The sequence below is a fragment of the Stenotrophomonas sp. 24(2023) genome, from assembly GCF_030913365.1.
Taxonomy (GTDB): Bacteria; Pseudomonadota; Gammaproteobacteria; order Xanthomonadales; family Xanthomonadaceae; genus Stenotrophomonas.
In genome coordinates, this window is sequence record NZ_CP133160.1 from 2,163,295 (window position 1) to 2,187,974 (window position 24,680).

Annotated in this window: 28 protein-coding genes and 1 tRNA gene; 26 read left to right on the forward strand and 3 right to left on the reverse strand. The window is 66.7% G+C overall.

The genetic code is table 11. The features are described 5' to 3' along the window. Positions 1–12 precede the first annotated feature (12 nt). From Q9R17_RS09510 to Q9R17_RS09605, 20 genes are all read left to right on the forward strand, one after another. Positions 13–369 carry a DUF3168 domain-containing protein gene (locus tag Q9R17_RS09510; RefSeq protein WP_308158169.1) on the forward strand — a complete coding sequence of 119 codons (357 nt, stop codon included), beginning with the start codon at positions 13–15 and terminating at the stop codon, positions 367–369. A gap of 74 nt (positions 370–443) precedes the next feature. Then, on the forward strand, positions 444–1,103 hold the full coding sequence (locus Q9R17_RS09515) for a phage tail tube protein (RefSeq protein ID WP_308158170.1): 660 nt from the start codon (positions 444–446) through the stop codon (positions 1,101–1,103). Then, complete coding sequence (locus tag Q9R17_RS09520; protein ID WP_308158171.1) at positions 1,103–1,411, forward strand: phage tail assembly chaperone; 309 nt, start codon at positions 1,103–1,105, stop codon at positions 1,409–1,411. Before Q9R17_RS09515 ends, Q9R17_RS09520 begins: the two co-directional genes overlap by 1 nt. A gap of 50 nt (positions 1,412–1,461) precedes the next feature. Continuing rightward, complete coding sequence (locus tag Q9R17_RS09525; protein ID WP_308158172.1) at positions 1,462–1,719, forward strand: DUF1799 domain-containing protein; 258 nt, start codon at positions 1,462–1,464, stop codon at positions 1,717–1,719. A gap of 75 nt (positions 1,720–1,794) precedes the next feature. Then, a complete protein-coding gene (locus tag Q9R17_RS09530; protein ID WP_308158173.1) occupies positions 1,795–3,159 on the forward strand; it encodes a phage tail tape measure C-terminal domain-containing protein in 1,365 nt (454 codons plus the stop codon). Continuing rightward, positions 3,156–3,485: a phage tail protein gene (locus tag Q9R17_RS09535; RefSeq protein WP_308158174.1), complete on the forward strand. Its 330-nt coding sequence runs from the start codon at positions 3,156–3,158 to the stop codon at positions 3,483–3,485. Before Q9R17_RS09530 ends, Q9R17_RS09535 begins: the two co-directional genes overlap by 4 nt. A gap of 9 nt (positions 3,486–3,494) precedes the next feature. Continuing rightward, positions 3,495–4,730, forward strand: coding sequence for a hypothetical protein (locus Q9R17_RS09540; RefSeq protein ID WP_308158175.1), 1,236 nt, complete (start codon positions 3,495–3,497; stop codon positions 4,728–4,730). 340 nt (positions 4,731–5,070) lie between these two features. Beyond that, positions 5,071–6,207 carry a hypothetical protein gene (locus Q9R17_RS09545; protein WP_308158176.1) on the forward strand — a complete coding sequence of 379 codons (1,137 nt, stop codon included), beginning with the start codon at positions 5,071–5,073 and terminating at the stop codon, positions 6,205–6,207. Between the two features lie 136 nt (positions 6,208–6,343). Continuing rightward, positions 6,344–7,039 carry a phage minor tail protein L gene (locus tag Q9R17_RS09550; RefSeq protein ID WP_308158177.1) on the forward strand — a complete coding sequence of 232 codons (696 nt, stop codon included), beginning with the start codon at positions 6,344–6,346 and terminating at the stop codon, positions 7,037–7,039. 59 nt (positions 7,040–7,098) lie between these two features. After that, positions 7,099–7,839, forward strand: coding sequence for a C40 family peptidase (locus Q9R17_RS09555; protein WP_308158178.1), 741 nt, complete (start codon positions 7,099–7,101; stop codon positions 7,837–7,839). Then, the gene (locus Q9R17_RS09560) at positions 7,832–8,446 is read left to right on the forward strand and encodes a tail assembly protein (RefSeq protein WP_308158179.1); all 615 of its coding nucleotides are present in this window, start codon (positions 7,832–7,834) and stop codon (positions 8,444–8,446) included. Before Q9R17_RS09555 ends, Q9R17_RS09560 begins: the two co-directional genes overlap by 8 nt. Beyond that, positions 8,443–11,931: a phage tail protein gene (locus Q9R17_RS09565; RefSeq protein ID WP_308158180.1), complete on the forward strand. Its 3,489-nt coding sequence runs from the start codon at positions 8,443–8,445 to the stop codon at positions 11,929–11,931. The genes Q9R17_RS09560 and Q9R17_RS09565 overlap by 4 nt, the downstream gene beginning before the upstream one ends. 11 nt (positions 11,932–11,942) lie before the next feature. Then, positions 11,943–12,260 (forward strand): hypothetical protein, encoded by a 318-nt coding sequence (locus tag Q9R17_RS09570; RefSeq protein WP_308158181.1) that lies wholly within the window; start codon positions 11,943–11,945, stop codon positions 12,258–12,260. Next, positions 12,260–12,970 carry a hypothetical protein gene (locus Q9R17_RS09575; protein WP_308158182.1) on the forward strand — a complete coding sequence of 237 codons (711 nt, stop codon included), beginning with the start codon at positions 12,260–12,262 and terminating at the stop codon, positions 12,968–12,970. Before Q9R17_RS09570 ends, Q9R17_RS09575 begins: the two co-directional genes overlap by 1 nt. A 120-nt stretch (positions 12,971–13,090) precedes the next feature. After that, complete coding sequence (locus Q9R17_RS09580; RefSeq protein WP_308158183.1) at positions 13,091–13,369, forward strand: hypothetical protein; 279 nt, start codon at positions 13,091–13,093, stop codon at positions 13,367–13,369. A 1-nt stretch (position 13,370) separates the two neighbouring features. Next, entirely contained in the window at positions 13,371–14,069 is a 699-nt protein-coding gene (locus tag Q9R17_RS09585; RefSeq protein ID WP_308158184.1) for a hypothetical protein, read from the forward strand. A gap of 84 nt (positions 14,070–14,153) precedes the next feature. Continuing rightward, positions 14,154–15,185, forward strand: a complete 1,032-nt coding sequence (gene dusA / locus Q9R17_RS09590; protein ID WP_308158185.1) for a tRNA dihydrouridine(20/20a) synthase DusA — start codon at positions 14,154–14,156, stop codon at positions 15,183–15,185. A 213-nt stretch (positions 15,186–15,398) separates the two neighbouring features. Beyond that, positions 15,399–15,773 carry a hypothetical protein gene (locus tag Q9R17_RS09595; RefSeq protein ID WP_308158186.1) on the forward strand — a complete coding sequence of 125 codons (375 nt, stop codon included), beginning with the start codon at positions 15,399–15,401 and terminating at the stop codon, positions 15,771–15,773. 71 nt (positions 15,774–15,844) lie between these two features. Further along, a complete protein-coding gene (locus Q9R17_RS09600; protein WP_004136763.1) occupies positions 15,845–16,528 on the forward strand; it encodes a response regulator transcription factor in 684 nt (227 codons plus the stop codon). 23 nt (positions 16,529–16,551) lie between these two features. Continuing rightward, positions 16,552–17,976, forward strand: coding sequence for a sensor histidine kinase (locus Q9R17_RS09605; RefSeq protein ID WP_308158187.1), 1,425 nt, complete (start codon positions 16,552–16,554; stop codon positions 17,974–17,976). 49 nt (positions 17,977–18,025) lie between these two features. On the opposite strand, the gene Q9R17_RS09610 is transcribed toward Q9R17_RS09605, so the two are convergent. Together Q9R17_RS09610 and Q9R17_RS09615 are read right to left on the reverse strand one after the other, a co-directional pair. Then, a complete protein-coding gene (locus Q9R17_RS09610; protein ID WP_308158188.1) occupies positions 18,026–18,817 on the reverse strand; it encodes a M90 family metallopeptidase in 792 nt (263 codons plus the stop codon). Then, positions 18,784–19,059, reverse strand: a complete 276-nt coding sequence (locus Q9R17_RS09615; protein WP_308158189.1) for a hypothetical protein — start codon at positions 19,057–19,059, stop codon at positions 18,784–18,786. The genes Q9R17_RS09610 and Q9R17_RS09615 overlap by 34 nt, the downstream gene beginning before the upstream one ends. A gap of 121 nt (positions 19,060–19,180) precedes the next feature. Here Q9R17_RS09615 and birA point away from each other — a divergent pair, with 121 nt between their 5' ends. From birA to Q9R17_RS09640, 5 genes are all read left to right on the forward strand, one after another. Next, the gene (gene birA / locus Q9R17_RS09620) at positions 19,181–20,158 is read left to right on the forward strand and encodes a bifunctional biotin--[acetyl-CoA-carboxylase] ligase/biotin operon repressor BirA (RefSeq protein WP_308158190.1); all 978 of its coding nucleotides are present in this window, start codon (positions 19,181–19,183) and stop codon (positions 20,156–20,158) included. Continuing rightward, positions 20,155–20,892: a type III pantothenate kinase gene (locus Q9R17_RS09625; RefSeq protein WP_308158191.1), complete on the forward strand. Its 738-nt coding sequence runs from the start codon at positions 20,155–20,157 to the stop codon at positions 20,890–20,892. Before birA ends, Q9R17_RS09625 begins: the two co-directional genes overlap by 4 nt. Positions 20,893–20,902: 10 nt before the next feature. Next, positions 20,903–21,703: an SPOR domain-containing protein gene (locus Q9R17_RS09630; RefSeq protein WP_308158192.1), complete on the forward strand. Its 801-nt coding sequence runs from the start codon at positions 20,903–20,905 to the stop codon at positions 21,701–21,703. A 39-nt stretch (positions 21,704–21,742) separates the two neighbouring features. Next, positions 21,743–21,818, forward strand: a tRNA-Thr gene (locus Q9R17_RS09635). 177 nt (positions 21,819–21,995) lie between these two features. Next, complete coding sequence (locus tag Q9R17_RS09640; RefSeq protein WP_308158193.1) at positions 21,996–22,127, forward strand: hypothetical protein; 132 nt, start codon at positions 21,996–21,998, stop codon at positions 22,125–22,127. Here the strand turns inward: Q9R17_RS09640 and Q9R17_RS09645 are convergent. Further along, positions 22,124–23,506, reverse strand: coding sequence for a serine hydrolase (locus Q9R17_RS09645; protein ID WP_308158194.1), 1,383 nt, complete (start codon positions 23,504–23,506; stop codon positions 22,124–22,126). The two genes, Q9R17_RS09640 and Q9R17_RS09645, sit on opposite strands and share 4 nt — an antisense overlap. 539 nt (positions 23,507–24,045) lie before the next feature. Between Q9R17_RS09645 and Q9R17_RS09650 the strand changes: the two genes are divergently transcribed. Further along, a complete protein-coding gene (locus Q9R17_RS09650) occupies positions 24,046–24,456 on the forward strand; it encodes a hypothetical protein (RefSeq protein WP_308158195.1) in 411 nt (136 codons plus the stop codon). Positions 24,457–24,680 lie beyond the last annotated feature (224 nt).

Consider the following 24,680-nt stretch of genomic DNA (forward strand, 5'->3'; position numbering starts at 1 on the left):
GAGGACACCACGATGAGTTACGAAGTGCAGCTGCAGCAGCTGCTCGGCCCGTTGCTGCAGGGCCGCCTCTACCCCGACACCCCGCCCGAGCCTGTCATCTACCCCTGCGCGGTCTACCGGCAGGCAGGCGGGCAGGCGCTGTGGTTCAACGAAGGCAGCACGCCCGAACAGAAGCACGCCCGCGTGCAGCTGACCGTGTGGGCCGACAGCCGGGAACAGGCAAACACCCTGGTGCGCAGGATCGAAGACCAGGTGTGTGCCGGACTGCCGAAGGCCGAATCCTTCGGTGCAGCGGTCGCCGTCCATGAGCCGGCGATCCGCAAATACGGGGCGCGGCTCGATATCGGGCTGTGGTACCCCGACCCCTAGTTCCACCGCTCCACGTACCCCGGACCCGGCTCGCGCCGGGTCTTTTTTTTCCAATCAGAACGAGGAAATGCAACATGGCACTCAAGCTTCCCAAGGGCACCCAGTTCGGCTTCGCACCGGTCACTGCCACCCCCATCGCCACCACTGCCGTCTCCAAGGCCCATCCGGCCCTGGCCAGCGTTGCCGCCAACAGCGTCGATACCGGTGACGTGCTGGTGGTCGACCTGCCGGGCTGGCCGGCCCTGAAGAACCGCGCCACCCGCGCCGGCGCCGCCGCGACCGGCAGCGTTGAACTGCTGGGCGTGGACACCACTGACAACGTGCTGTTCCCGGGCACCAGCGGCGCCGGCGTGCTGCGCAAGGCCGGCCCCTTCATCGACCTGGACCAGCAGGGCGACCCGACCACCGCCGGTGGCGAACAGCAGTACTGGAGCGGCACCCTGTTGGAGGACCCGACCGGCCGCCAGGTCCAGCTGCCGACCTTCAAGAACGCCAAGACCATCACCCTGCCGCTGTTCTACGACCCGAAGAAGCCGTGGTACGCCGCGCTGAAGAACGCCGATGCCAAGGGCGAGCCGGTCGTGCTGCGCGCCAAGCTGGTCGGCGGCGACGTCCTGTACTGGTACGGCTACCTGAGCTACAACGGCGACCCGAGCATGGCGGCCAACACCCCGATGGGCACCACCGCCACCTTCACCGCACTGGCCGATTCCATCCTGGTGGAGGGCGCCTGATGTTCCAGGTCAAGGCGCCGGAGACGTTCAAGAGCACCCTGACCATCGTCGGCCACGGTCGCGAGCAGAAGCTGAACCTGACCTACCGGCACCTGCCGGTGGCCGACTATGCGCAGCTGCTCGAGCGCCTGGGCGATGACACGCTGAGCGTGGCCCAGGCAATCCTGGACATCGTCGTCGATTGGGATGCCGACGTCACCCTGGACACGGCCGGTGTCGAACTGGCCCTGCAGCAGCAGGCCGGCCTGGATGGCGCCATCATCGGTGGCTACACCCAGGCCCTGCAGGTCGCGCGCAAGGGAAACTGATCGAGGCGGTGGGGGCCCTGTACTGGCGGGCCCCCACCGAATCCGAGCTGATGCAGCTTGGATTGAAGGCAAAGCATTTTCCGCCGCCACAGGTCGAGCTGTGGCCGGAGTGCGTGCTTCCCATCGCGCTTTTCTCGCGGGTTGCCACCCAGTGGCGCGTCGGCGCAGGTGGCCCGATCGGGCTGGATTACAACGTGGTCTACCGGGAGCTGGAGCGCGAAGCGCTCGACGGCGACCGGTACGACGAGGTGATGGCGGCCATCCGCGTCATCGAACGCGCTGCCCTGGAGCAGATGCAACAGGAATGAGCCGGCCATCGCGGCAACGCCGATGGCCGGTCCCGACTCCGCCGATGCGGAGCCGACTCTCCCGAGGAACACTCAATGAGCACTACATCGCCTGGCAGCACACGGGCCACCGTGGAGGCCAGCAACGCACTGGAAACGGCCATGCAGGCAGCAAGGCGCAGCATGACCGAGATGACCAGCACCACGCAGGAATTCCAGCGGCAGCTGGAAAAGATCAATACGGTGCAGCAGGCATTCAATGCCGTGCTGACCACCAGCGCCTCGCTGGTCACGGCACTGTCCACGCAGCTGACCGCGCTGAACACGCAGCTGCAGGCGGCGGCGAAGAGCGGTGCGGCCGCCGCGGGCGGTGACGCCGGCAAGGACAAGAAGAAAGAAGAAAAGACGGAAAAGGACGACATGGGCCGGGCGGGCATCCGCAAGGGCCTGGGCAGCGCGCTCGGCGAGTACATCGGCAAGACCGAAAACACCGCCGCCGCCGCCAAGGCGGCCTTCGACAAGGCGTTCACCGGCGCCGAGGAAGCCCTGCAGAGCTTCGTGACCACCGGCAAGTCCAAGTACAAGGAACTGGCCCGGTCCATCCTGTCCGACCTGAAGCTGATTGCCGTGCAGCAGACGCTGGTCTGGGGGGCGAGGAAGATCGCCGGCCTGATGGGGGTCGACCTGACGCCCAAGGACGAGACCAAGGACGAGGCCGGCGCCGCGGGCCTGGCCGCCCCCAAGGACGGCAAGGCCGGCGATGCCAAGGAGGGCGATGCCAAGGACGCCAAGGATGGTAAGGACACCAAGGGGTTCTCGGGGTTCCGCAAGGGCTTCGGCAGCGCGCTTGGCGAATACATGGAAAGGACCGAGAACTCCGCCAAGGCCACCAAGGAAGCATTTTCCAAGGCATTCACCGGAGCCGAGGCGGCATTGCAGAGCTTCGTGACGAAGGGCAAATCCAATTACAAGGAACTGGCCAAGTCGATCATCGCCGACCTCAAGATGATCGCCATCCAGCAGGCCATCGTCTGGGGCGTCAAGCAGATCACGGGCCTGCTCGGCCTGGGCGGGGCGGCGCCACAGGCCAATGCCAAGGGCGGTGTCTACCAGTCGCCCAGCCTGTCGGCCTACTCCGGCGGTGTCTATGACACGCCGCAGCTGTTCGCGTTCGCCAAGGGCGCCGGCGTGTTCGGCGAAGCCGGCCCGGAAGCGATCATGCCGCTGCAGCGTGGCCCGGATGGCCGCCTGGGCGTGGCCGCACATGGCGCCGGTGGCGGTGGCGGCGTGGGGGTCAGCATCCGCATCGACAACAACGGCGGCAAGGAAGTGAGCAGCAATGAAAGCACGCTGCAGCAGTTCGGCAACGAAATCGGCCAGTTCGTGGAGCGCAAGTACCGCGAGCTCCAGGCCCGCGACCTGAAGGCCGGCGGCATCCTCAGCAGGAGTGCAATGCGATGAGCGACACCTTTACCTGGCCGGCCACCAGCCAGAGCACCGGCACCACCACCGCGTCGGTCAAGCGCGTGCGCTTCGGCGATGGCTACGGGCAGTCCGTTGCCGATGGCCTCAATGCCACCGCGCGCAGCTACCAGCTGCAGTTCGTCGGCACGCGCAGCACGATCAGCGACATCGTCGCCTTCCTGGATGGCCACGTGGGCCAGAGCTTCCTCTGGCACGGGCCGCTGGGAACCGGCCTGTACTACTGCACTACCTACACCGACAGCCATCTGGGCGGAACGGTCTCCAGCATCACCGCCACCTTTGAACAGACCTTCCAGCCGTAGGAGAAAAAGATGGCAAGGAAAATCATCGATCTCGATACCGTCCAGCCCAACGGCAAGCGCGGCGAAACACAGCGGCCTGCCTTCACCAAGGTCAACGAGAATTTCGCCGAGGTGTATGACGCCCTCGGCAGCGTGACGACCATCGTGGACACGGTCAGCGAGCTCAAGAACGAAATCGAACAGGACGTGGCCAGGGCCAAGGCCGACGTGCAGGCCGCCATCGGCACCATTCCGGCGGCCGTGGACCTGGCGATCAACGGGCGCATTCCGGGCCGGAACCGGCTGATCAACGGCAACTTCGACTTCTGGCAGCGGGGCATCACCGGCTCGACCGCCGGTGGTGAGGTCTATGTCGCCGATCGCTGGGCGGGGGCGGCACTGGGCTGCACCCACCAGGTCAACCGCGGGGCCAACCTGCCCGATGGCGGTGCACAGCCGGAATCGACGCGCTTCTGGAACAGCATTGTCTCAGGTACCACCTCGACCAGTAGCGCCTACGTCGCCCAGAAGGTCGAGGGCGTCACCACACTGTCCGGTACCGCCGCAACCCTCTCCGGCTTCGTCTATGGCAGTTCGGGAACGAAGATCGGTGCCCGCCTCATCCAGCATTTCGGTACCGGTGGCTCGCCATCGGCTCCGGTCAGCATCGAACTGGGTACGGTGGATGTCCGCCCGGATCGCTGGACCTACTTCCAGTTCACGGTGCAGCTGCCATCGGTCAAGAACAAGACACTCGGCAGCAACGCCGGCAGCCACTTCCTGTGGGTGGTCATCGACCTGTGTGCCGATGGCTATGGCGGTGCGATCAGGGGCCAGAACGGCAACTTCGGCCTGGCGATGGTGCAGCTGGAAGCCGGCAGCAAGGCGACCGGATTCGAACTGCGCCCGCTTGGCATGGAACTGGACCTGTGCCAGCGCTACTTCAACAAGAGCTACCCGCTGGATATCGCGCCAGGCACCGCCAACGATGCAGGCCGGATCGGTATCGGCTTCCAGCAGGGGGCAACCCCCAGCTTCTGTGCGTATCCCATCCGCTTCCCGGTATCGATGCGGGCAACACCCACTGTCACCATCTACTCGGCGGTGAGTGGCGTGGCGGGCAAGGTCACGCAAAATGACAACTCCGATGTGAATGTCGTGGCGTTGCGAAACCCCGCCTCAAGCGGCGCAGAGTTGAACTGGAACAACAGCACCAACAACTTCGGTGCCTGGTTCCACTACACCGCCGACGCGGAAATCTACTGATACCCCGCATGCCATTGGCGGTACTGCAGCGTCTTCATCGGGGCGTGCGTGCGGTGATCGGGGGCCATTCAACGTGCACGGGCCTGTCGCGCCAGTGCTGATCCCGTCCTTCAAGGTGATGCGGCCCTGGTGAGTGCTGCAGGTGGCTGTTGAACGGCGCAGTCCGGCCGTGCGGCGTGGCTGCAGTCGCCCTGCTTCGTCCAGACATCGTCATCGTGAAACAGCATTCCAGTTCCGGCCTGCCGCCGTTCCAGCCCTGTCTGGCAGGCAGCCGCTGGACGCTGATGCCCGGGTATCAGCCTGCCGCCCTATGCCGGCGCCTACAGAAAAGGATTGAAACATGACACGCAAGATCATCGACCTCGACACTGTCCAGCCCAACGGCAAGCGGGGTGAAACACAGCGCCCGGCCTTCACCAAGGTCAACGACAATTTCGCCGAGCTCTATGCCGGCCTGGAGGCGGCGCAGTCGGCGCTGCTGCATCTGGACGGCCGCGTCACCGGGCGCAACCGCCTCATCAACGGTGGTTTCCAGGTCTGGCAGCGCGGTACCACGCTGCCCGCCGCCAGCGGCCCCCGCTATGGGGCCGATCGCTGGTTGGTGAACGCGATCGGGTCGACGGTGGCGGTCACCCGCGAGGACATTCCGGCCGGCGGTGGTGCTGCGGGCAACCTGCTGGCCGGCTCGCGCTTCGCACTCCGGCTGGACGTCCAGAGCACTGCCGGTGCAGGCAACATGGCCCTGGTGCAGCAGCGCATCGAAGGTGTGCGGACGCTGTCGGGCCGCAAGGCCACGATCAGCTTCAAGGCACGCTCCAGCGTGGACGGCTTCCGGGTCGGTGTGGAGTTCCAGCAGTCCTATGGCACCGGGGGCTCCACCGCCCTGGACAGCATCGGCGCGGCGGTCACGCTCGATACGGTGTGGCGCTGGCATCAGGTCACCGTCGATGTTCCGGCCATCACCGGCAAGACCCTCGGCCCCGGCGACTACCTGCAGCTGAGCGTCTGGCTGGATGCCGGTGCCAGCTTTGCGGGGCGGGCCTTCGGTGCCGGCCAGAAAAGCGGCACGGTCCAGCTGGCCGAGATCCAGATCGAGGAGGGCGATACCGCCACCGCCTTCGAATACCGTGCCGAGGCACTGGAGCTGCTGCTGTGCCAGCGCTACTACGAGCAGGTCGATACGAACCGCGTGCTGGGCATCACCTACACCGCCAATGGCGATACCCGTGCCAGCGTTCCGTTCAAGGTATCCAAGCGCGTGCCACCGAAGGTCACCTCGCCCTCGAACGCGCTCAACATCGTGGGCTTCGGCAACGGGGGCGTGGTGGTCAACTTCAACGCCGGCAACCCCGGCTGGCAATCGACGGTGGACGCGGCGGTCATCGCCTCGCTGCCGAACGACATGCAGGGCTGGGGCGGCGTCGTTGTCTGGTCCACCACTTCGCAGGTCCTGGTCCAGGCCGATGCGGAGCTGTGAGTGATGCCCGCGCCAGGCGACCGGCCCCTTCCCATCCGCTGCTTCACCACCAATGCCTCGCTGCGGCCCGGCCACCAGGTCGTCGTCTTCCGCGGACAGGCACCCTACACCGCATTGCCGTACAGGAGCGACAACCATGATTACCGCCGACGCCCAGCAGCTTGAGCCGGGTGGCCGCATCACCGTCTTCGAGCTGGATGCCAGCAGCTTCGGTGCCGACCAGCTCTACTTCCATGCGCACCTGCAGTCCGGTGTGATCTGGTGGCAGGGGCAGGAGTACGGCGCCTGGCCCATCGAAGCCTCCGGTTTCGAGCGCACCAGCGACCAGCCGCCCAGCCCGCGCCTGCGGGTCAGCAACATCGATGGCCGCATCACCGCCATGTGCCTGATGTTCGACGACCTGGTCGGTGCCCGCCTCATCCGCCGGCAGACGCTGGCCCGGTACCTGGATGCAGCCAACTTCGAGGACGGCAATCCCAGTGCCGACCCCAACGAGCATTTCCCGGATGAAGTCTGGTTCATCGAACGCAAGATCGGTGAAGACAAGGAAATGGTGGAGTTCGAACTGACCACGGCCATCGACCTCAACGGCGAGCAGCTGCCCGGACGGCAGATCATCGCCGGCATGTGCGGCTGGCTGGTGCGCGGCGGCTACCGCGGTGCCTACTGCGGCTACAACGGCCCGCCGGTGGCCGACGCCGACGATGTGGCCACCAGCGATCCGGCCCGCGACCAGTGTGGCGGGCGCGTGCGCAGCTGCAAGCTGCGCTTCGGGCAGGACAAGCCCTTGCCTTACGGCGGCTTCCCCGCCGCTGGCCTGCTGCGCTCCTGAGCGCAGCGCCATTTCCTTCTTCCCGGCCCGCTCGCGCGGGCCTTTTTTATGGGTGAAACATGCAACCGACAACCCTGACGGCCATCCAGGCGCATGCCGTGGCCGAGTACCCGCGCGAGTGCTGCGGGCTGATCGTGGCCATTGATGGCCAGGAGTGCTACCTGCCCTGCCGGAACACGGCCGGCACGCCCAGCGAGCACTTCCGCCTGCCCGCCGAGGACTATGCCGCGGCCGAGGACCAGGGCGAAGTGCTGGCACTGGTGCACAGCCATCCCGATGCTGCGGCCACGCCTTCGGATGCTGACCGGGTGATGTGCGAGCGCAGCGGCCTGGCCTGGCACATCATCAGCGTCGGCCAGGTCGCGGGCCAGCCGCCGGAGTGCGGCGATCTGCAGACCCTCCAGCCCAGTGGCTATCTGGCCCCGCTGGTCGGCCGCCAGTTCGCCCACGGCGTGCTGGACTGCTACAGCCTGGTGCGCGACTTCCATGCCCGCCAATTGGGCATCACGCTGCACGACCACGCCCGCGAAGACGACTGGTGGAGCCGCGGCCAGGACCTGTACAGCCTGGAGCGCCTGCATGCTGAAGGCTTCGACCTGGTCCAGGGCCCGCCGCGGCGTGGCGACATGATCCTGATGCAGATCCGGGCACCGGTCACCAACCATGCCGGCATCTACCTGGGGGATGGCCAGATGCTGCACCACCTGCACGGGCGCCTGTCCGAGATCGTGCCCTATGGCGGCATGTGGGCCGAGCGCACCCGCTGCATCGTGCGCCATCGCGAGGTGCGCCATGACTGACCGCCTGCGTACGATCCGCCTGTACGGCAAGCTGGGCGCCCGCTTCGGGCGCCGGTTCCGGCTGGCGGTCAACAGCCCGGCTGAGGCCGTGCATGCCCTGTGCGTGATGCTGCCCGGCTTCCAGCAGTACCTGCTGGGGGCCAGGGCCAAGGGCATGGAATTTTCCGTCTTTGCCGGCAGGCAGAATCTGTCCGCCGAGCAGTTGCATGACCCGCCCGGCCAGGACGACATCCGCATTGCACCGGTGCTGCTCGGCAGCAAGCGTGGTGGCCTGCTGCAGACGATCGCGGGCGTTGTGCTGATCGTGGCCGGCAACATCATCAACGGGCTGAGCTATGGCTGGGCCGGGCCGGTAGGCACCGCCATGATGAAGCTGGGGTGGGGCTTGGTGTTCGGTGGTGTCACCCAGCTGCTGTCTCCTCAACCGAGGGGAGTGGGGGCCAGGGACAGCCCGGAAAACCAGCCCAGTTACAGCATGAATGGCACGATCAATACCCAGGCACAGGGCAATCCCGTACCCATCGCCTACGGCGGCCATGACAGCAAGGGCATGTTCGTGGGTTCAGCCGTGATCAGCGGCGGCATCCTGGCGGAGGACCAGCTTTGAAACCGATCATCCAGACCCAGCCACGCGGGCACAGCGTGGCAGCAGCGGCACTGGCCGGTGCCAAGAAAGGCAAGAGCAACGCCCGCACGCCGGTGGAGACCCCGGACAGCCTGCGGTCCATGGCGGTGGCACGCGTCATCGACCTGGCCAGCGAAGGCGAGATCCGCGGCCTGGTGGCCGGCCAGCAGTCGGTGTTCCTTGACCAGGTGCCGGTACAGAACCCGGATGGCACGCTGAACTTTTCCGGCGTCCAGGTCGAAACGCGTTCCGGTACCCAGGACCAGGAGCACATCGCCGGGTTCCCTTCGATCGAGAACGAAGTCGGCGTCAACGTCGAACTGCGCAGCGACTCCCCGATCGTGCGGACGGTGTCCGGTGCCGACCTGTCGGCGGTACGCATCCGCTTTGCGGTGCCCGCGCTGCAGAAGACCAACACCGAAAACGGCGATACCGAGGGCTACCGCATCGTCTATGCGGTTGACCTGGCCACCGACGGCGGACCGTTCAGCACCGTGCTGACCGATGCCTTCAGCGGCAAGACCACCTCGCAGTACGAGCGCAGCCGCCGTATCGACCTGCCCAGCGGCAGCCAATGGCAGGTGCGGATCCGCCGGCTGACGGCCAATGCCAACAGCAGCACCGTTGCCGACACCGTCAACGTGCTGTCGATGACCGAGATCATCGATGCCAAGCTGCGCTACCCCAACTGCGCACTGGCCGCGGTGCAGGTCGATGCCAGCCAGTTCCAGAACATCCCCAGCCGCGCCTACCAGTTGTGGGGCCGCGTGGTGCGCGTGCCGTCCAACTACGATCCGCTCACCCGCAGCTACACCGGTGTATGGGACGGTACGTTCAAGAGCAGTTGGACCAACAACCCGGCCTGGGTGTTCTTCGACATCGTCACCAACGACCGGTTCGGCCTGGGCCATCGCATCCCGCTGGACTGGGTGGACAAGTGGCGGCTGTACCAGATCGCGCGCTACTGCGATGAGCCGGTCAGCGATGGGCAGGGGGGCAAGGAGCCGCGCTTCACCTGCAGCCTGTACCTGCAGACCCGCGCCGAGGCCTACCGCGTGCTGCAGGACATGGCCAGCATGTTCCGCGGCATCAGTTTCTACGCCAGTGGCCAGGTGATGGCGGCGGCGGACATGCCCAAGGATCCGGTGCAGACCTACAGCCAGGCCAACGTGGTCGATGGCCGTTTCCGCTACTCCGGCAGCGGGCGCAAGGCGCGCCACACGGTTGCCCTGGTGTCCTGGAGCGATCCGGAGGACTTCGGCCGGCAGAAGGTGGAAGTGGTACAGCACCTGCCCGGTGTGGCGCGCTACGGCATCAACCAGATGGAGGTGACGGCCGTGGGCTGCCACTCGCGTTCGCAGGCGCAGCGCGTGGGCAACCACATCCTGTACACGGAAATGCTGGAAACCGAAACGGTCAGCTTCTCGGTCGGGCTGGATGCCCTGGGCTGCATGCCCGGGGACATCATCCAGGTGGCCGACGCGAACCGTGCAGGCCGGCGCAATGGCGGCCGCATCCGCAGTGCAGGCCCGCGCACGCTGGTGCTGGACAAGGCGCCGGACCAGGTCGCGGCAGGCGACATCCTGCGTGCGACGCTGCCCAATGGCCATTCCGAAGCGCGCACGGTGCAGTCGGTGAGCGGCGACACCCTCACCGTGACAGCACCGTGGTCCGCGGTGCCGGTGGCGCAGTCGGTATGGGCACTGGAATCACCCGAACTGGCCCTGCAGCAGTTCCGTGTGCTGGCGATTACCGAAGGTGATGGTGTCACCTATGAAATCACCGCGCTCAAGCATGTGCCGGGCAAGTTCGCGGCCATTGATGACGGCACGCGCCTGGAGCCGCTGCCCATCAGCATCGTGCCACCGAGCGTGCAGCCGCCACCGGCCAACGTACGCATGGCATCGCGCGCGGTGGTCGACCAGGGTATCGCCACCTCGGTGCTGACCATTGAATGGGATGCCGCCGACAAGGCGATCGCCTATGACGTGGAATGGCGCCGTGGCGATCTGAACTGGGTCCGCATCGGGCGGGTCGGGACCCAGAGCGCCGAAGTCCGTGGCATCTACGCCGGCCAGTACCTGGCCCGGGTACGTGCCGTGAACGCGCTGGGGGCGGTATCCCAGCCTGCGCTCAGTGCCTTGACCGCGATTGCAGGCAAGACCACGCCGCCTCCGGCACTGGCGTCGCTGGCCTGCCGCAGCCGGGTCTTCGGCATCGACCTGGCGTGGGCCTTCCCCACCGGCGCGGGGGATACCGAACGCACCGAGCTGTGGCACGCCACCAGCCCGGACCGCAGCCAGGCCACCAAGCTGGGCGACTTCGCCTACCCCCAGGCCACGCACCAGATGAATGGCCTGGCCGCCGGTGCACGCTTCTGGTTCTGGGGGCGGTTGGTTGATCGCAGCGGCAACGTCGGGCCGTGGTATCCGGCCGCTGCAGGGGTGATGGGCGAAGCCAGCAGCAACGCCGCCGACTATGACGCGTACTTTGCCGGGCGCATCAACGAAAGTGCCCTGGGCCAGCAGCTGCAGCAGACCCTGCAGCGGGTGGGCCAGGTGGCTCCCCTGGTCTGGGATGCCGCCGCCAGCTATGCGCCCGGGCAGACGGTCATCCACCTTGGCCGCATCTGGAGCTGGCAGGGCACGGCGGCCGGCAACGAGACCCCGCCCGGCACGCGCTGGAAGGACATCGGTCAGGCCGTTGCCGAGGCCGGTGCCGTCGTCGGCCGCCTGGACTCGCTGGCGCTGGATGTGGCCACCATCGATGGCAAGGTCACCGCGCAGGGCGAGAAGGTGGATGGCCTGTTCGCGCAGGTCAGTGACCACAGTGCCGGCGAAGAGGACTACAACGTCGGCGAGAACGATGCCAGTTCGGGCGCGATCACCGTCTACAGCGTGATGGCCGAAAAGGATGCCGCGCTGGCGCGGCGCGTGGATACCGTTGAAGCGCAGATCGATGGCGTGCCCGGCAAGATCGAAGGGGTCAGTGCGGCGGTCCAGCAGGTATCGCAGGCGGTGGTGAACCTGGATGGCAAGGTCAGTGCGACGTACACCGTCAAGGCACAGATCACCAGTGCCGGCCAGATCTACATGGCCGGCATGGGCCTGGGGGTGGAACAGCAGCCCGATGGCAGCTACCAGAGCCAGATCCTGATGCAGGCCGACCGCTTCGCGCTGTTCAACAAGAACAGTGGCCAGGTCAGCGCACCGTTCGTGGTGCAGGGCGGGCAGACGTTCATCAACCAGGCCTTCATCGCCAACGGCACGATCCAGAACGCGATGATCGGTGATGTCATCCAGTCCAATGCCGTGGGCATCGATGGCCAGCCGCGCTGGAAACTGGACAAGAACGGCACGCTGACAATGAATGGTGCGGGCAATGGCGGGCGCCTGACGATCAACGACAACGTCATCAATGTGTACGACAGCAACGGGCAGGTGCGTGTCCGGATGGGGATCTGGTAATGGCAGCGGGGATGCAGATTTTCGGCGCGGATGGGCAGATGTGGTTCGACACCAATGACCGTGCAGGCAAGGTCATGGGGGACCTGCGGGTCAGTGGGAACACATCTGTCCTTGTCGGCATGGGGGGCATGGGGCAGCCGTTCGCCATTCTTCCATCCACCTATTGGGACAGTTGGCAGGACCAGAATGGAAACCAGTTTTCCGCGCCGACCATGGGCTTCATGAATTTCTCCCGGCCTGGTGCGGTTGATGGCGACTACCTCAACATCAACTTCACCTTCGCTACCACGTCCAACCCGAATGCCTATCTTTTCTACGGGTGCTTCTGATGTCTGTCGGTCTTGAAGTCATCAACGACAGTGGCGTGCCTGTCCTTGTGAACGCGCACGCGTTCGCATTCTTCGCCGCGGGAAAGGGCGTTCAGTCCATCGGCAGCAACACCTCCCCGCTCGGCGAGAGCGGGTCGGTCAGCCTGCCGCAGCAGAGCGTTCCGTACCTGGTGTTCATCCGCTGCAATGGTGGTTCCACGCGGATCAGTTCAGGCAATGCTGGTTTTTCCTGGAACATGGCACAGGGAACGACAAGCTTTGAGTGGTGGGCCTGGGGCCGCGCGGTGCCCAGCAACCGGGTCGGCATGCAGGTCGTCAATGCCGATGGTTCGCTGCAGTGGGACATGAGCAGCCGACCGCTGCGCATGGCGGGGCTGGTGAACATGTCCGGTGCCAGGGCCCCCATTCCCAGCGAAACGTCCAACGACAACATCCTGGTCGGGGATCTGGTCAACGGTCCGGGCAACAACCTTGCCTACCTGCTGTCAGATGTAGGGTTGTGCCACGACGTGTACGCCGTACAGGGCGGTGGCCCTACCATCCGTACCAACATGCGCTACATGGCGGCCATCAGCACGCCAACCGCATCACATCTGCGCGTCAACTTCTGCAGGCGTGCCGCCAACCGCCAGCGCTCGCTCAGCGGGGCGTCCTACCAGACGTTCGCCTCGCGCCTGCCGAGCTACGTGCTGGCGGCCTACACCTACTGATCGCCAGGGCTGGGGCGCGGCGTTGGGCGAAGAGCGCCGACAACGCGCGGTGCATCGGCCAATCCTTCATTCGCATCTTCAACGCGGCCAGGAGCTGCGTGCACACAAGGGAGTACGGTAATGCCAGCAGGAATCCAGGTATTCAATGCCGATGGCAGTCTGGGCTACGACCCGCAGGGGCGCCTGTTCCGGGTGCTGGCCAGGATCAGCTATGGATCGGGCAACGGCAGCGCGGGTTTCTCGCGCCAGCCGGAAGACACCGACCTGACGCCGGTCACGCTGAGCCAGTATTCGCCCGTCTTCACCATCAACACCGCGGCCAGCATCATCAGCTGGGATTTCGCCAACGTACCGGCCAACCGCCGTTACGGCGGCTTCGTCGAAATCTGGGCACGCTGACATGACCGCTGGCATCAAGATCATCAACGACTGGGGCACGGTGCTCATCGATGACACCTTCCCGACCCTGGCCATGGTGGCCCAGGGAACATCGACGCTGGTCCGCAGCGACAATGTCACCGACCCGGGGGGCAGCGCCTACATCGGCAACTACAGCGGCGTTGTTGCTGTGCGCTCCTCCTCGGTGGCGGGCTACCAGTACTTCAACGAGATCGACGGCTACCCGGCCGGGTTCTACCTGTTCGGGCCGGCAGGCGCTGTCGTGCAGTGGTACGTGTATGCCCCCCCGCAGGAGCCACCGAGCAACGTCGGCCTGATCATCAGGGATGGCGCGGGGCGGCTGATGTTCGATGCCGGCCGGAAAGCCGCGCGCGTGGCGGGGCTGCGCTCGGCCAGCAGCCGGCCGGGCTGGCAGGGGACCGCCTCGTTCGATGGGTCCCGTGCCTGGGCCGTGATGCCGCTGGCATCGGCCATCGATTCGGTGAACACGTTCCGGCGCTGGGGCGCGCCCGATGAGTACTACCAGTACGAAGATGTGAGCGTGTCCGGGGGAGCGGTCAACGGGGGCACCGTCACCTTCGGCATGACCCCGTCCAGCCGGCGTACCTATGGCCCCGCCTTTGGAACGCGTCCGCCGGCCGGCTTTTCCTACAACACCCACAACGCCGCGCTCGCGGTGATCGACGTGACCAACTACTGAGCGCTTTGCCCGGGGCTGGCGCCCCCGGGCTGGTCCGCCCGCCGCCATTCAGCCGGCCGGTGTAAACTATTGATCTCACTGGCAATGCCAGGCTCCACGATCAACCGCCCGATGCCGTCCGCCGCTGCCCGCTACGCCGATTCCCTGCGCCTGTCCGTCGCCCCGATGATGGATTGGACCGACCGCCACTGCCGCGTGTTCCACCGGCTGCTGGCGCCGGGTGCGCGGCTGTACACGGAAATGGTGCACGCCAACGCCGTCATCCACGGTGACCGCGAGCGCCTGATCGGCTTCGATGCCGTCGAGCATCCGCTGGCGCTGCAGCTGGGTGGCAGCGATCCAGCGCTGCTGGCCCAGGCCGCACGCATTGCGGCGGACTGGGGCTATGACGAGATCAACCTCAACTGCGGCTGCCCGTCCGACCGCGTGCAGGCCGGGCGCTTCGGTGCCTGCCTGATGCGCGAACCCGAGCTGGTGGGCGAGTGCGTGGCGGCGATGGTCGCGGCGGTGGACATCCCGGTGACGGTGAAGTGCCGGCTGGGTGTGGACGAGGACAATGATTACGACGTGTTCGCTGCCTTCGTCGATCGGCAGGTTGCCGCCGGCGCGGCAATGGTGGTCGTGCATGCGCGCAATGCCTGGCTGAAGGGCCTGTCGCCGAAGGAGAACCGCGAAGTGCCGCCGCTCCGGTACGACTGGGCCTACCGGCTCAAGGCCGAGCGACCGGCGCTGCCGGTGGTGATCAACGGCGGCCTGGCCAGCGTCGAAGCGGTGCAGGCGCAGGCCGGCAAGGTCGACGGCGTCATGCTCGGCCGCGCGGCCTACCACGATCCCTACCTGCTGCATCAGCTGGAGGCCGTGCAGGCCGGTGCGCCGCTGCGCAGCCGCCAGGCGCTGCTGCGCGCGCTGCGCCCCTACGTGGAGGCCCAGCTGGCACGGGGCCTGGCCCTGAAGCACATCACCCGCCACCTGCTGGGCCTGTTCCACGGCCAGCCCGGTGGCCGTGCCTTCCGCCAGGTCCTGAGCGAGGGCGCGCATCGCCCCGGGGCGGACTGGACGCTGGTGGAACAGGCACTGGCGCTGACCGAGCGCGACGTTGACCGTTCTGCAGCGTGAACCAGATCACATTCCTGACTTGACATGGGCTCCGCTTTGGTCCCGAATGTTCACCTAGATGAACGGCCCGGCCACATCGCCGGAAAAGTTCAGACCGGATTCACTGCCTAAAACCAAGAATTTGCAAAGGATTTGTAAAGCGCCGGGTCCAATCCCCCGGCATCCGGATTTACGACTTTTGAACGAATCGCCGTGCTCGGCTAGGATCAATCGATGTCTTCCGCTTCCTTCCCCTGCCGCATTGCCCTGGCCACCACCGTGGCGATGGTGGCGGCTGTCCCCATGTTCCAGGCGCGGGCGCAGGATCCGCAGCTGGACCAGGCACGGGCGGAAATGATGAACCGCGGTGGCCGGGGCGCCAGCGACAACGAGCGTTCCATGTCCGATGCCGTGCGCCGCGTGCAGCGCACCACCGGTGGCCGCATCCTCGGCGCCGAGCGGGTGCCCTTCGATGGCCGTGACATCAACCGGGTCAAATACATGGATGACCGTGGCCGCGTCCGCTACATGGACGACCCGGCGCCGGCACGTTCACAGCCCCGCCAGCCGCGATCGGATATGTCTTCACTACGCGGCGATAACCCCTGAACAGGGATAGTTGTCGCCATAAACCGTACCCACCGGCCCTCGGGCCACACCCAGGACACTAGGGAGAGTTCATGCGTATCCTTCTGGTCGAAGACGAAGCCCCGCTGCGCGAGACCCTGGCAGCCCGGCTCAAGCGCGAAGGCTTTGCCGTCGATGCTGCACAGGATGGCGAGGAAGGTCTGTACATGGGCCGCGAAGTGCCGTTCGATGTCGGCATCATCGACCTGGGCCTGCCGAAGATGTCGGGCATGGAGCTGATCAAGGCCCTGCGCGATGAAGGCAAGAAGTTCCCGGTGCTGATCCTGACCGCCCGTTCCAGCTGGCAGGACAAGGTCGAAGGCCTCAAGCAGGGTGCCGACGATTACCTGGTCAAGCCGTTCCACGTCGAAGAGCTGCTGGCCCGCGTCAATGCGCTGCTGCGCCGCGCCGCCGGCTGGAGCAAGCCGACGCTGGAATGCGGCCCGGTCGCCCTGGACCTGGCCGCGCAGACCGTCAGCGTGGCCGGCAGCAACGTGGACCTGACCAGCTACGAGTACAAGGTGCTCGAATACCTGATGATGCATGCCGGTGAACTGGTCTCCAAGGCCGACCTCACCGAGCACATCTACCAGCAGGATTTCGACCGCGACTCGAACGTGCTGGAAGTGTTCATCGGCCGCCTGCGCAAGAAGCTGGATCCGGACGGTGAGCTCAAGCCGATCGAAACCGTGCGTGGCCGCGGCTACCGCTTCGCCATTCCGCGCAACGAGGGCTGAGCCCTTCGCAAGGCGATAGCACGATGTCCGGCCGTCTGTGGTTCTTCCGACGCTGGCGGCCGCGCTCGTTGCAGGCGCGCCAGCTGCTCGCCGCTTCGGTGGGCCTGGTCGCGTTCCTGGCCCTGGCCGGGTACGCGCTGGATGCTGCCTTTGCCGATACCACCCGCGCCAACCTGCGCGAGCGGTTGAAGAACTACGCCACCGCCTACGCGGCGGGTATCGATTTCACCCGCGACCGCTCGCTGTACATCCGCGAGCAGCCGCCGGACCCGCGCTTTGACCGTCCCGGCAGCGGCCTGTACCTGCAGGTCGTGATGCCGGACGGCAAGGGCAATTCGATGTCGGCCGAAGGTCCGATGCTGCCCACCCAGGGCGGTGGCCTGCTGCGCCCGAACCAGGAAGTGTTCGAAGGCCCGCTGCCGATGATCCAGATCGACGGCAGCCCCGGTTCGGTCTACCGCTACGGCCTGGGCCTGGTGTGGGACGCCGACGCCGATCCGGCCACCGAATTCCCCTACACCATCTACGTGATGGAAGACTCCCGCGCGATGGGCGCGCAGCTGCGCGTGTTCCGCGGCCGGGTCTGGTTCTACCTGGGTGGCATCGGCCTGATCCTGCTGCTGCTGCAGACGGTCATCCTGCAGTGGAGCCTGCGCCCGCTGCGCCGGGTGATCACCGAGCTGACCAAGGTGCAGCGCGGCGAGACCGCGCGCATGAGCGAACGCCACCCGCGCGAGCTGGAACCGCTGACCGACAGCATCAACGCCTTCATTGAAAGCGAGCGCGAGAACCTGGAGCGGCAGCGCAACACGCTGGCCGACCTGGCGCACAGCCTGAAGACCCCCATTGCCGTGCTGCGCACGCAGATGGACAGCGGCGCCGGCGATGGCGCGCTGCGCGAAGAGTTGAACGTGCAGCTGCAGCGCATGAACAACCTGGTGTCCTACCAGCTGGCGCGCGCGGCCTCGTCGGGCCACAAGCTGTTTGCCGCACCGCTGCCGATCGAGCCCAGCGCCGAGGAAATCGTGCGCGGGCTGGAAAAGGTCTACGCCGCCAAGGGCGTGCTGTGCGAATTCGATATCGATCCGGCCGCGCGCTTCCACGGCGAACCGGGCGACCTGCAGGAACTGCTGGGCAACCTGCTGGAAAACGCCTTCAAGTGGGCCAACCGCCGCGTGCTGCTGACCGTGCAGGCCCTGCCGGCCCCGAACGCCCGCCGCGCCGGCCTGCTGCTGGCGGTGGACGATGATGGCCCGGGCATCGCCCAGGACGACATCGCCAAGGTGCTGCAGCGTGGCGTGCGCGGCGACGAGCGCGTGCAGGGCCACGGCATCGGCCTGTCGATCGTGCAGGACCTGATCAAGGATTACCGCGGCGAACTGCTGGTGGCGCGTTCGGCCGAACTGGGCGGCGCGCGCTTTGAAGCCCGGATGCCACCGGGGCCGTAACGGCGCCCTGGCGCGGTATCCGGCCGGTGCACCCCATTCCGCATTGCCGCTATTGCGCCGACAACACCGGTGGCTCGCCATAGAACCGCCGCAGATGCGCGGCCACGCTCGGCAGCGCCTGCGCCAGCAGATCCGGTGCGGTGAAGTGGTACTCGCTGGCCACCGCGAAGAATTCCTCCGGCGCTTCGGCGGCATACGGATCGATCAGCAGCTCCTCGCCGGCATCCACCTGCGCGCAGAACGCATCGTAGGCCTGCTGGAAATCCTGCGCCCACGTGCGCTGCCACGCGCGCGGCAGGGGCGGGGTACCATCCATCGCCCCGTCAAGCGCATCGATCTTGTGCGCCATCTCGTGCACGGCCACGCAGTAACCCTCGTCCGGCGCCTGCAGGTCGGCCTGCACATCGGCCCAGGACAGGATCAGCGGGCCGCTGTCCCAGGACTCGCCAATCAGCTCGTCATCCCACTCATGCAGCACGCCGGCCGCATCCATGTGGCTGCGCTGCACGCGGAAGGCATCGGGGTAGACGATCAACTGCGACCAGCCGCGCAGGCCCGCCTCGCCCAGTTCCAGCAGCGGCAGGCAGCACAGTGCGGCCAACAGCACGGCATCGGCCGGTTGCAGTACCAGGCCGCCGAGCGGGGTGATGGTCTTTTCATGCAGGAAGCGCGCGCTGAGCGTGCGCAGGCGGTCGCGGCGTTGCGCGTCCAGGCCGTGCAGCCATGCCGCGCGTGCACAGGCCGATTGCCACAGCGTGTCATCGATCGGCTGCGGCGCGGGGCGCAGCCACTGCAACAACGACTTGATCAGCGGAACATGCCCGGCAGGAAGCTGTGCCACTTCGGCGCGCGGATGCGCTGCAGCACGTCATCATCGCCACCGCCGCCGGCACTGGTGGCCGTGGTGGTGGCCGGCTTCACCGGGGCCGCCGCCGAAGCGGTGGTGGTGGCGTTGCCCTGGCGCTGCGAGGCGGCATCGCCCGGCGAATACACGCAGGGGCCGCGGGCATCACTCAGCGCATCCGTCGCGGAGGCCGCGTACGGAACCATCAGCAGGACCAGGCAATGGGCATAGCGGCGCATCGTCGACATCCATGGTGAAGGGCGGGTGAGTTCCCGATTCTAGCCCGATCCGGGGCTGTCAATGGAAGCCCCGCCGGCGGGCAGCCCCGGGGGCTTTCCCGCATAATTCGTCTCTTACCTGATGGAAGCTGCCGTGGACGACCGCCAACTGCTGGCCAAACTCGCTGCCGGACGCCTTTCCGGCGACGCCCTGGCGCGTGAGCTGGGCCAGACCCGCGCCGCCATTTGGAAGCGGATTCAAGGACTTAGAGCTGCCGGCGTGGAGATCGAAGGCCGCGCCGGTGACGGCTACGGGCTGACCCGGCCGCTGGAACTGCTCGACGCCGAGCGCATCCAGGCCGCCCTGCCGCCGGCCGCCGCCGGGCAGCTGCACGACCTGCAGGTGCTGTGGACGGTGGACTCCACCAACGCCGAATTGCTGCGCTGCAGCGCGCCTGAGCGGGGTGTCAGCGTCCGGCTGGCCGAGCGCCAGACCGGTGGCCGCGGTCGCCGGGGCCGCACCTGGGCCTCGCCGCTGGCGGCCCATGTCTACCTGTCGGTGCTGCGCTGGTTCGAGGGCGGGCTGGTGCGGCTGAGCGGGCTGAGCCTGGTGGCCGGCATTGCCGTGGCCGAGGGCCTGCACGACCTGGGCTACACCCGCGCCGGTCTGAAATGGCCGAACGACCTGATCGTCGATGGCCGCAAGCTGGTCGGCCTGCTGGCCGAAGGTGGCGGTGAATATGCGGGCCCGGCGCGCGCGGTGATCGGCATCGGCATCAACGTGCACATGCCGCCCGCATTTGCCGAGCAGATCACCCAGCCCTGGATCGACCTGGACACGATGGCCGGCGCGCCGGTGGACCGCAATGTGGTGGCCGCCGCCGTGCTGGCGCGCCTGCTGCCTGCACTGGATCTGTTCGACCGCGAAGGGCTGGCCCCGTTCCTGCCGCGCTACGCCGCGCTGGACGTGCTGGCCGGGCGTGCCGTGCGCGTGGAGCAGGGCGGCGTGTGGCGCGAGGGCACCGCACTGGGCCTGGCCGAGGACGGCGCACTGCGCGTGGTCATCGACGGCCGCGAGCAGCAGGTGCATGCCGGCGAAGTGAGCGTGAGGGCGCAATGAGCGACTGGTTGTTCGACCTGGGCAATTCGCGTTTCAAGTTCGCACCACTGCACGGTGACCGCGCCGGTGACGTGCAGGCCTGGGCCCACGGTGCCGAAGCGATGGCCGGGCAGCCCGACCATGCCTTGCCCGAAGGCGGCACCGCGTATGTTGCCAGCGTGGCCGCGCCGTCGCTGACCAGCGCCATGCTGCAGCAGCTGCAGGCCCGCTTCACCCGCGTGGAAGTGGTGCGTACCAGCGCGCAGTGCGCCGGCGTGCGCATCGCCTATGCACGCCCGGAAAAATTCGGCGTTGATCGCTTCCTCGCACTGCTGGCCGCTGCCCCCGCACACCGCCCGGTGCTGGTGGTCGGCGTGGGCACGGCACTGACCATCGATCTGCTGGATGCGGACGGCCAGCACCACGGCGGCCGCATTGCCGCCTCGCCCACCACCATGCGCGAAGCCCTGCACGCACGTGCGGTGCAGCTGCCCCCGCAGGGCGGGGAGTACGTGGAATTCGCCAACGACACCGACGATGCGCTGGCATCGGGCTGCGATGGCGCAGCCGTGGCGCTGATCGAGCGCAGCGCCGCGCAGGCACGGCAACAGCTGGGCACGTCGCCGGCGTTGCTGGTCCATGGTGGGGGTGCGCCGGCCCTGCTGCCGCTGCTGCCCGGGGCCGACTACCATCCCTCGCTGGTGCTGGACGGGCTGGCGCGCTGGGCGGTTCACCAGCCTGCGGCCGCACGCTAACATCGGCCGCATGCTGACCCGCGCACTGATCGTCGTCCTGGCCATCCTCAATCTTGGCGTTGCCGCCTGGTGGTTGCTGCGGCAGGACCCGGCCGAACCGGCACCAGCGTTGCCTGCCGGCGTGGCCGAACTGCAATGGTTGCCCGGTGGCGACACGCCCGTTGCGCCTGCGCCGGTGGCCGCCACGACGGCCGCACCGGCATTGACCGACCGCCAGGCCGAGGCCACCGCTGCTGCCGCGCCGCCTACCGAGTCGGTTGCAGCAGCCGCACCGCCGGTGACGCCATCGGCACCGGTGGCTGTGCCGGCGCCGACACCCGCCCCGGCACCTGCCCCCCCGCCGGCAGCGCCGGCCCGTTGCCTGGCACTGGGCCCATTTGCCGACCGTGCCGCCGCCGCGGCTGCACAGGCGCGTGCCGGTACCCTGTTGGCGCAGGCACGGTTGCGTGAGCAGCCCGCCGCCAGTGGCACCACCCGCTACCGCGTGCTGCTGCCCGCTGCCGCCAGCCGCGAGCAGGTCCAGGCCAACGCGCAGCGCATCGTTGCCGCCGGCCTGGGCGACTACTACGTCATTGCCCAGGGCGAGGACATCAATGCCGTAGCGCTGGGCCAGTACCGCAACCGTGAAGGCGCCGAGCGGCGCATGGCGGCGGTGCAGGCCGCCGGCTTCCAGCCGCGTCTGGTGGCCAGCGGCGAGGCCGGCCAATGGTGGGTCGATGCCCGCCTGGCCAGCGATGCCCAACCGGCCCAGGCCCAGCAGCGCAGCGGCGCGGCCGGGCAACGGTCGCTAGAGTGCACCCGCCTGCGCTAGAATCACCCCGCCTCGCCGGATTGCCGCGAGCGCGTCCATGCCGCTTTAGCTCAGTTGGTAGAGCAACTGTCTTGTAAACAGTAGGTCATCCGTTCGATTCGGATAAGCGGCACCATCTTCTCTCCCCATGCGCCCATATCGTCCTCGTCTGGCGTTGGCTGGACGCATGGCCGTGCGCTGTGTGCAGCGGATGCATCAGCAAATAACGCGCCATCACGACGCTTGATGGTGTGTAGCCAGGCCAGGAGGCTGCAGTCCGGCATCCAGCAAGTATCGAAGGAGCATCGTCATCGTGACCTCCAAAAAGATCCAGCTGGAAACATTCGATGTCGTTTCGCATCTGCGTACCGCTGAAGAAATGGCGGCCTATCTCGATGCCTGCAGAGCCTTCGATCCTGCAGGACCTGCCCCGGGGATTCCCTAGTCCGCCGACGTGCCGTGCACACGCGTGTCCTGGATCACCCGCGAGCGCTCGCTCAATTCGACATCGACGTCATTGCCGGTGAACGTCAGCTGGAACCGGTAGGCGTTGATGTTCCCCACTTCGTTGTAGTCGATGAGGAAGGTGCTGTCGCTCTCCCACCGGCCGCCCACGGCGACGGGCAGGCCGAAGTTGCCGCCGGGCGACACGCGCGGAACGCCGTCCAGCCCGATCGGTCGGGCGGGGTCGTGGCGGTTGGCCAGGGTGAGCTGAAGCTGGGCGACGTCCGTTCCCGAAAACGTCAGCACGAAGGATTTCAAGCCCAGCGGGTTATCGGCCAGGGTGTAGCGCCTGCCGGAAATCGTGCGGGCCCGTGGTGGCAGGAAGGACACCGGGTGCGGTGGCGTGGCCGCGTCTGCCACGGCGGCGGCCAGGCGCGCCGTGGCCGATGGGTTCTCCGGCAACGGCTGGTCGGACTTCAGGGCGCGAAGGATGAACGCGCCGACGTCGCCGGGCTCGAACTCGCCACCGGTGAATACCACGACGATGTTCTTCTCCGGGGAGACGCTGATGCGCTGCCCGCCGCGGCCATTCGCCTCGAACAGCGAGGGCCGTCTGTCGGGCTGTAGCCACAGGCCGTACCCGTATTTCTCGTCGCCGCCTTCCGGCTGGGACTGCGGTTGCACGGCCGCACGCATCCATGCCTTCGGTACAAGCTGCCGGTCTTCCCAGCGACCCTCGTTCAACCACAGATAGCCCAGCCTCGCCATGTCCAGCGGTTGCAGGTGCAGGTCGCCCCAGCCATACGAAACGCCCTGTCCATCGGCCGGCCAGGCCACATCGCGGATGCCGAGCGGGCCGAACAACTCACGCCTGGCGTAGTCGAGAGCACTCTTGCCCGTTGCCTGGGTGATCGCAGCAGACAGCAGATGCATGCCACCGGAGCAGTACTCGAAACGGCTGCCGGGCTCATCACGCATCGGCAGGTCCAGCATGAACCGGGCCCAGTCGGTGCTCTGCCGCATCTGCGAGAGCGTGATTTCCCCGTGGCCGCCATCGCAGTCCAGCCCGGAGGACATCGCCAGCAGATGCGCGATGGTCATGCGCCGCTTGCGTTCGTCCAGGTTGGCGATCTTCTGCCGTGCGAAGACGGATGTCAGCGGCTGCTGCAGCTCCAGGGCGTGCTTGCCGATCGCGATCCCGGTGAGCGTGGACGTAACGCTCTTCGTCACCGAGGCGACATCGTGGGATTGCCCCTGCTGGAAGGGCCAGAAATAGGCATCCACCACCACATGGCCATTACGAACGATGGTCAGGCTGTGGATGGGCGTGTGATGGTCGCGCACGTAGTCGAACGCATTGGCCAGCTCGGCCGAATCCATCCCTTGGGCTTCCGGGGACGAATGGCGCCATCCCTGCGTCGGCCAGTAGGACGGCTGTGCCTCTGCAGCAGGAGCAGCTGCGCAGGCGAACGCCAGCGCAGACAGGACGCACGTAGCAACGAATCGTATCGAGTACTGCACGACATCTCCTGGGGCCGAAGAGTGGGGCGACGCACTGCAGGGCAGGTCAGGAATGCACGCGAGCAGGCGCACCCCGTCCGCGGCAGACAATACCATTCATGACATGCCTGCTGACCGGGCGGTGGCGGCGTCCGGCTGGGCGGAAGGAAAGCCTGTTCCAGAGAGGAATGTTTTATCGGTGGCAGGGGAAGGCCGTGGTCGGCTCAAGGCGGATACTCACATACCCCGACTGCTCATGGTTCTGGCCGTATGTCCGACCCGGTTGTACGTCAGCTTGCTGTCGCTCCGGGGGCGCGCTGTATCAAGGGGAGAAGACGCCATAACGCGCTCTTCTGACAAAATGCATAATCGGGCCAGGGATTGGTCTGACAGGGGATTGGCCTCCAATGAGAATGCCATTGGTCGTTCTGTTCATGGCGATGGGCTGTGTTCCTGCGCACGCAGATACCTGCCGTGTGCAGGTGTCTACCGATGAAGACCACAGCTCGATTTCCCAGAACGTCATGGTGCGTGTTGAACGTGCCATCGAAGCCAGTACCCGCCTGTCCCTTGCACTTCATGAAGAAAACTACGATGTCGCGTTCCGTCTTGTCAGTGCCCCGTCAGAGAGGCCACGTGATGTCTCTGCTGCGACGCCGTTCCGGCTGTTCTTCGTACTGATCGATCGACAGGGGAAACTTCTGTTCGCTGATGCGCCGAGGTGTTCGGACGGTGCTGATGCCTGCGTGGTTTCCGTCATGAGGAACATCGGGCAGGCCTGTGGAAGCACGCCGAACCGCTCGTTCAAGGCGAAGCCGCTTCACCCATGATGCCCGGCGTTTGACCGGGGGGCGGATCTCGACCGCATATCTGCGTCAGCTGCTTCCGGTCTGCGTGCGCCCTGGCTTACTGCTCATGCACCCCAGGCACCCATCCCTACACCAGATCAACCGGGCAGGCAGTCACCAGCTGCCTGAGCTCCTTGTCCACCCCCCCAACCGAGGGCATCGCTTGCCATCACCACCGCACCGCCGGCCTTCTGGATTTTCATTTC

Bases quoted from the DNA above. Each gene is read 5' to 3' on its own strand.
- Q9R17_RS09510 (WP_308158169.1), top strand. From the start codon at position 13: ATGAGTTACGAAGTGCAGCTGCAGCAGCTGCTCGGCCCGTTGCTGCAG.
- Q9R17_RS09515 (WP_308158170.1), top strand. From the start codon at position 444: ATGGCACTCAAGCTTCCCAAGGGCACCCAGTTCGGCTTCGCACCGGTC.
- Q9R17_RS09520 (WP_308158171.1), top strand. From the start codon at position 1,103: ATGTTCCAGGTCAAGGCGCCGGAGACGTTCAAGAGCACCCTGACCATC.
- Q9R17_RS09525 (WP_308158172.1), top strand. From the start codon at position 1,462: ATGCAGCTTGGATTGAAGGCAAAGCATTTTCCGCCGCCACAGGTCGAG.
- Q9R17_RS09530 (WP_308158173.1), top strand. From the start codon at position 1,795: ATGAGCACTACATCGCCTGGCAGCACACGGGCCACCGTGGAGGCCAGC.
- Q9R17_RS09535 (WP_308158174.1), top strand. From the start codon at position 3,156: ATGAGCGACACCTTTACCTGGCCGGCCACCAGCCAGAGCACCGGCACC.
- Q9R17_RS09540 (WP_308158175.1), top strand. From the start codon at position 3,495: ATGGCAAGGAAAATCATCGATCTCGATACCGTCCAGCCCAACGGCAAG.
- Q9R17_RS09545 (WP_308158176.1), top strand. From the start codon at position 5,071: ATGACACGCAAGATCATCGACCTCGACACTGTCCAGCCCAACGGCAAG.
- Q9R17_RS09550 (WP_308158177.1), top strand. From the start codon at position 6,344: ATGATTACCGCCGACGCCCAGCAGCTTGAGCCGGGTGGCCGCATCACC.
- Q9R17_RS09555 (WP_308158178.1), top strand. From the start codon at position 7,099: ATGCAACCGACAACCCTGACGGCCATCCAGGCGCATGCCGTGGCCGAG.
- Q9R17_RS09560 (WP_308158179.1), top strand. From the start codon at position 7,832: ATGACTGACCGCCTGCGTACGATCCGCCTGTACGGCAAGCTGGGCGCC.
- Q9R17_RS09570 (WP_308158181.1), top strand. From the start codon at position 11,943: ATGCAGATTTTCGGCGCGGATGGGCAGATGTGGTTCGACACCAATGAC.
- Q9R17_RS09575 (WP_308158182.1), top strand. From the start codon at position 12,260: ATGTCTGTCGGTCTTGAAGTCATCAACGACAGTGGCGTGCCTGTCCTT.
- Q9R17_RS09580 (WP_308158183.1), top strand. From the start codon at position 13,091: ATGCCAGCAGGAATCCAGGTATTCAATGCCGATGGCAGTCTGGGCTAC.
- Q9R17_RS09585 (WP_308158184.1), top strand. From the start codon at position 13,371: ATGACCGCTGGCATCAAGATCATCAACGACTGGGGCACGGTGCTCATC.
- dusA (WP_308158185.1), top strand. From the start codon at position 14,154: ATGCCAGGCTCCACGATCAACCGCCCGATGCCGTCCGCCGCTGCCCGC.
- Q9R17_RS09595 (WP_308158186.1), top strand. From the start codon at position 15,399: ATGTCTTCCGCTTCCTTCCCCTGCCGCATTGCCCTGGCCACCACCGTG.
- Q9R17_RS09600 (WP_004136763.1), top strand. From the start codon at position 15,845: ATGCGTATCCTTCTGGTCGAAGACGAAGCCCCGCTGCGCGAGACCCTG.
- Q9R17_RS09605 (WP_308158187.1), top strand. From the start codon at position 16,552: ATGTCCGGCCGTCTGTGGTTCTTCCGACGCTGGCGGCCGCGCTCGTTG.
- Q9R17_RS09615 (WP_308158189.1), bottom strand. From the start codon at position 19,059: ATGCGCCGCTATGCCCATTGCCTGGTCCTGCTGATGGTTCCGTACGCG.
- birA (WP_308158190.1), top strand. From the start codon at position 19,181: ATGGAAGCTGCCGTGGACGACCGCCAACTGCTGGCCAAACTCGCTGCC.
- Q9R17_RS09625 (WP_308158191.1), top strand. From the start codon at position 20,155: ATGAGCGACTGGTTGTTCGACCTGGGCAATTCGCGTTTCAAGTTCGCA.
- Q9R17_RS09630 (WP_308158192.1), top strand. From the start codon at position 20,903: ATGCTGACCCGCGCACTGATCGTCGTCCTGGCCATCCTCAATCTTGGC.
- Q9R17_RS09645 (WP_308158194.1), bottom strand. From the start codon at position 23,506: ATGGATTCGGCCGAGCTGGCCAATGCGTTCGACTACGTGCGCGACCAT.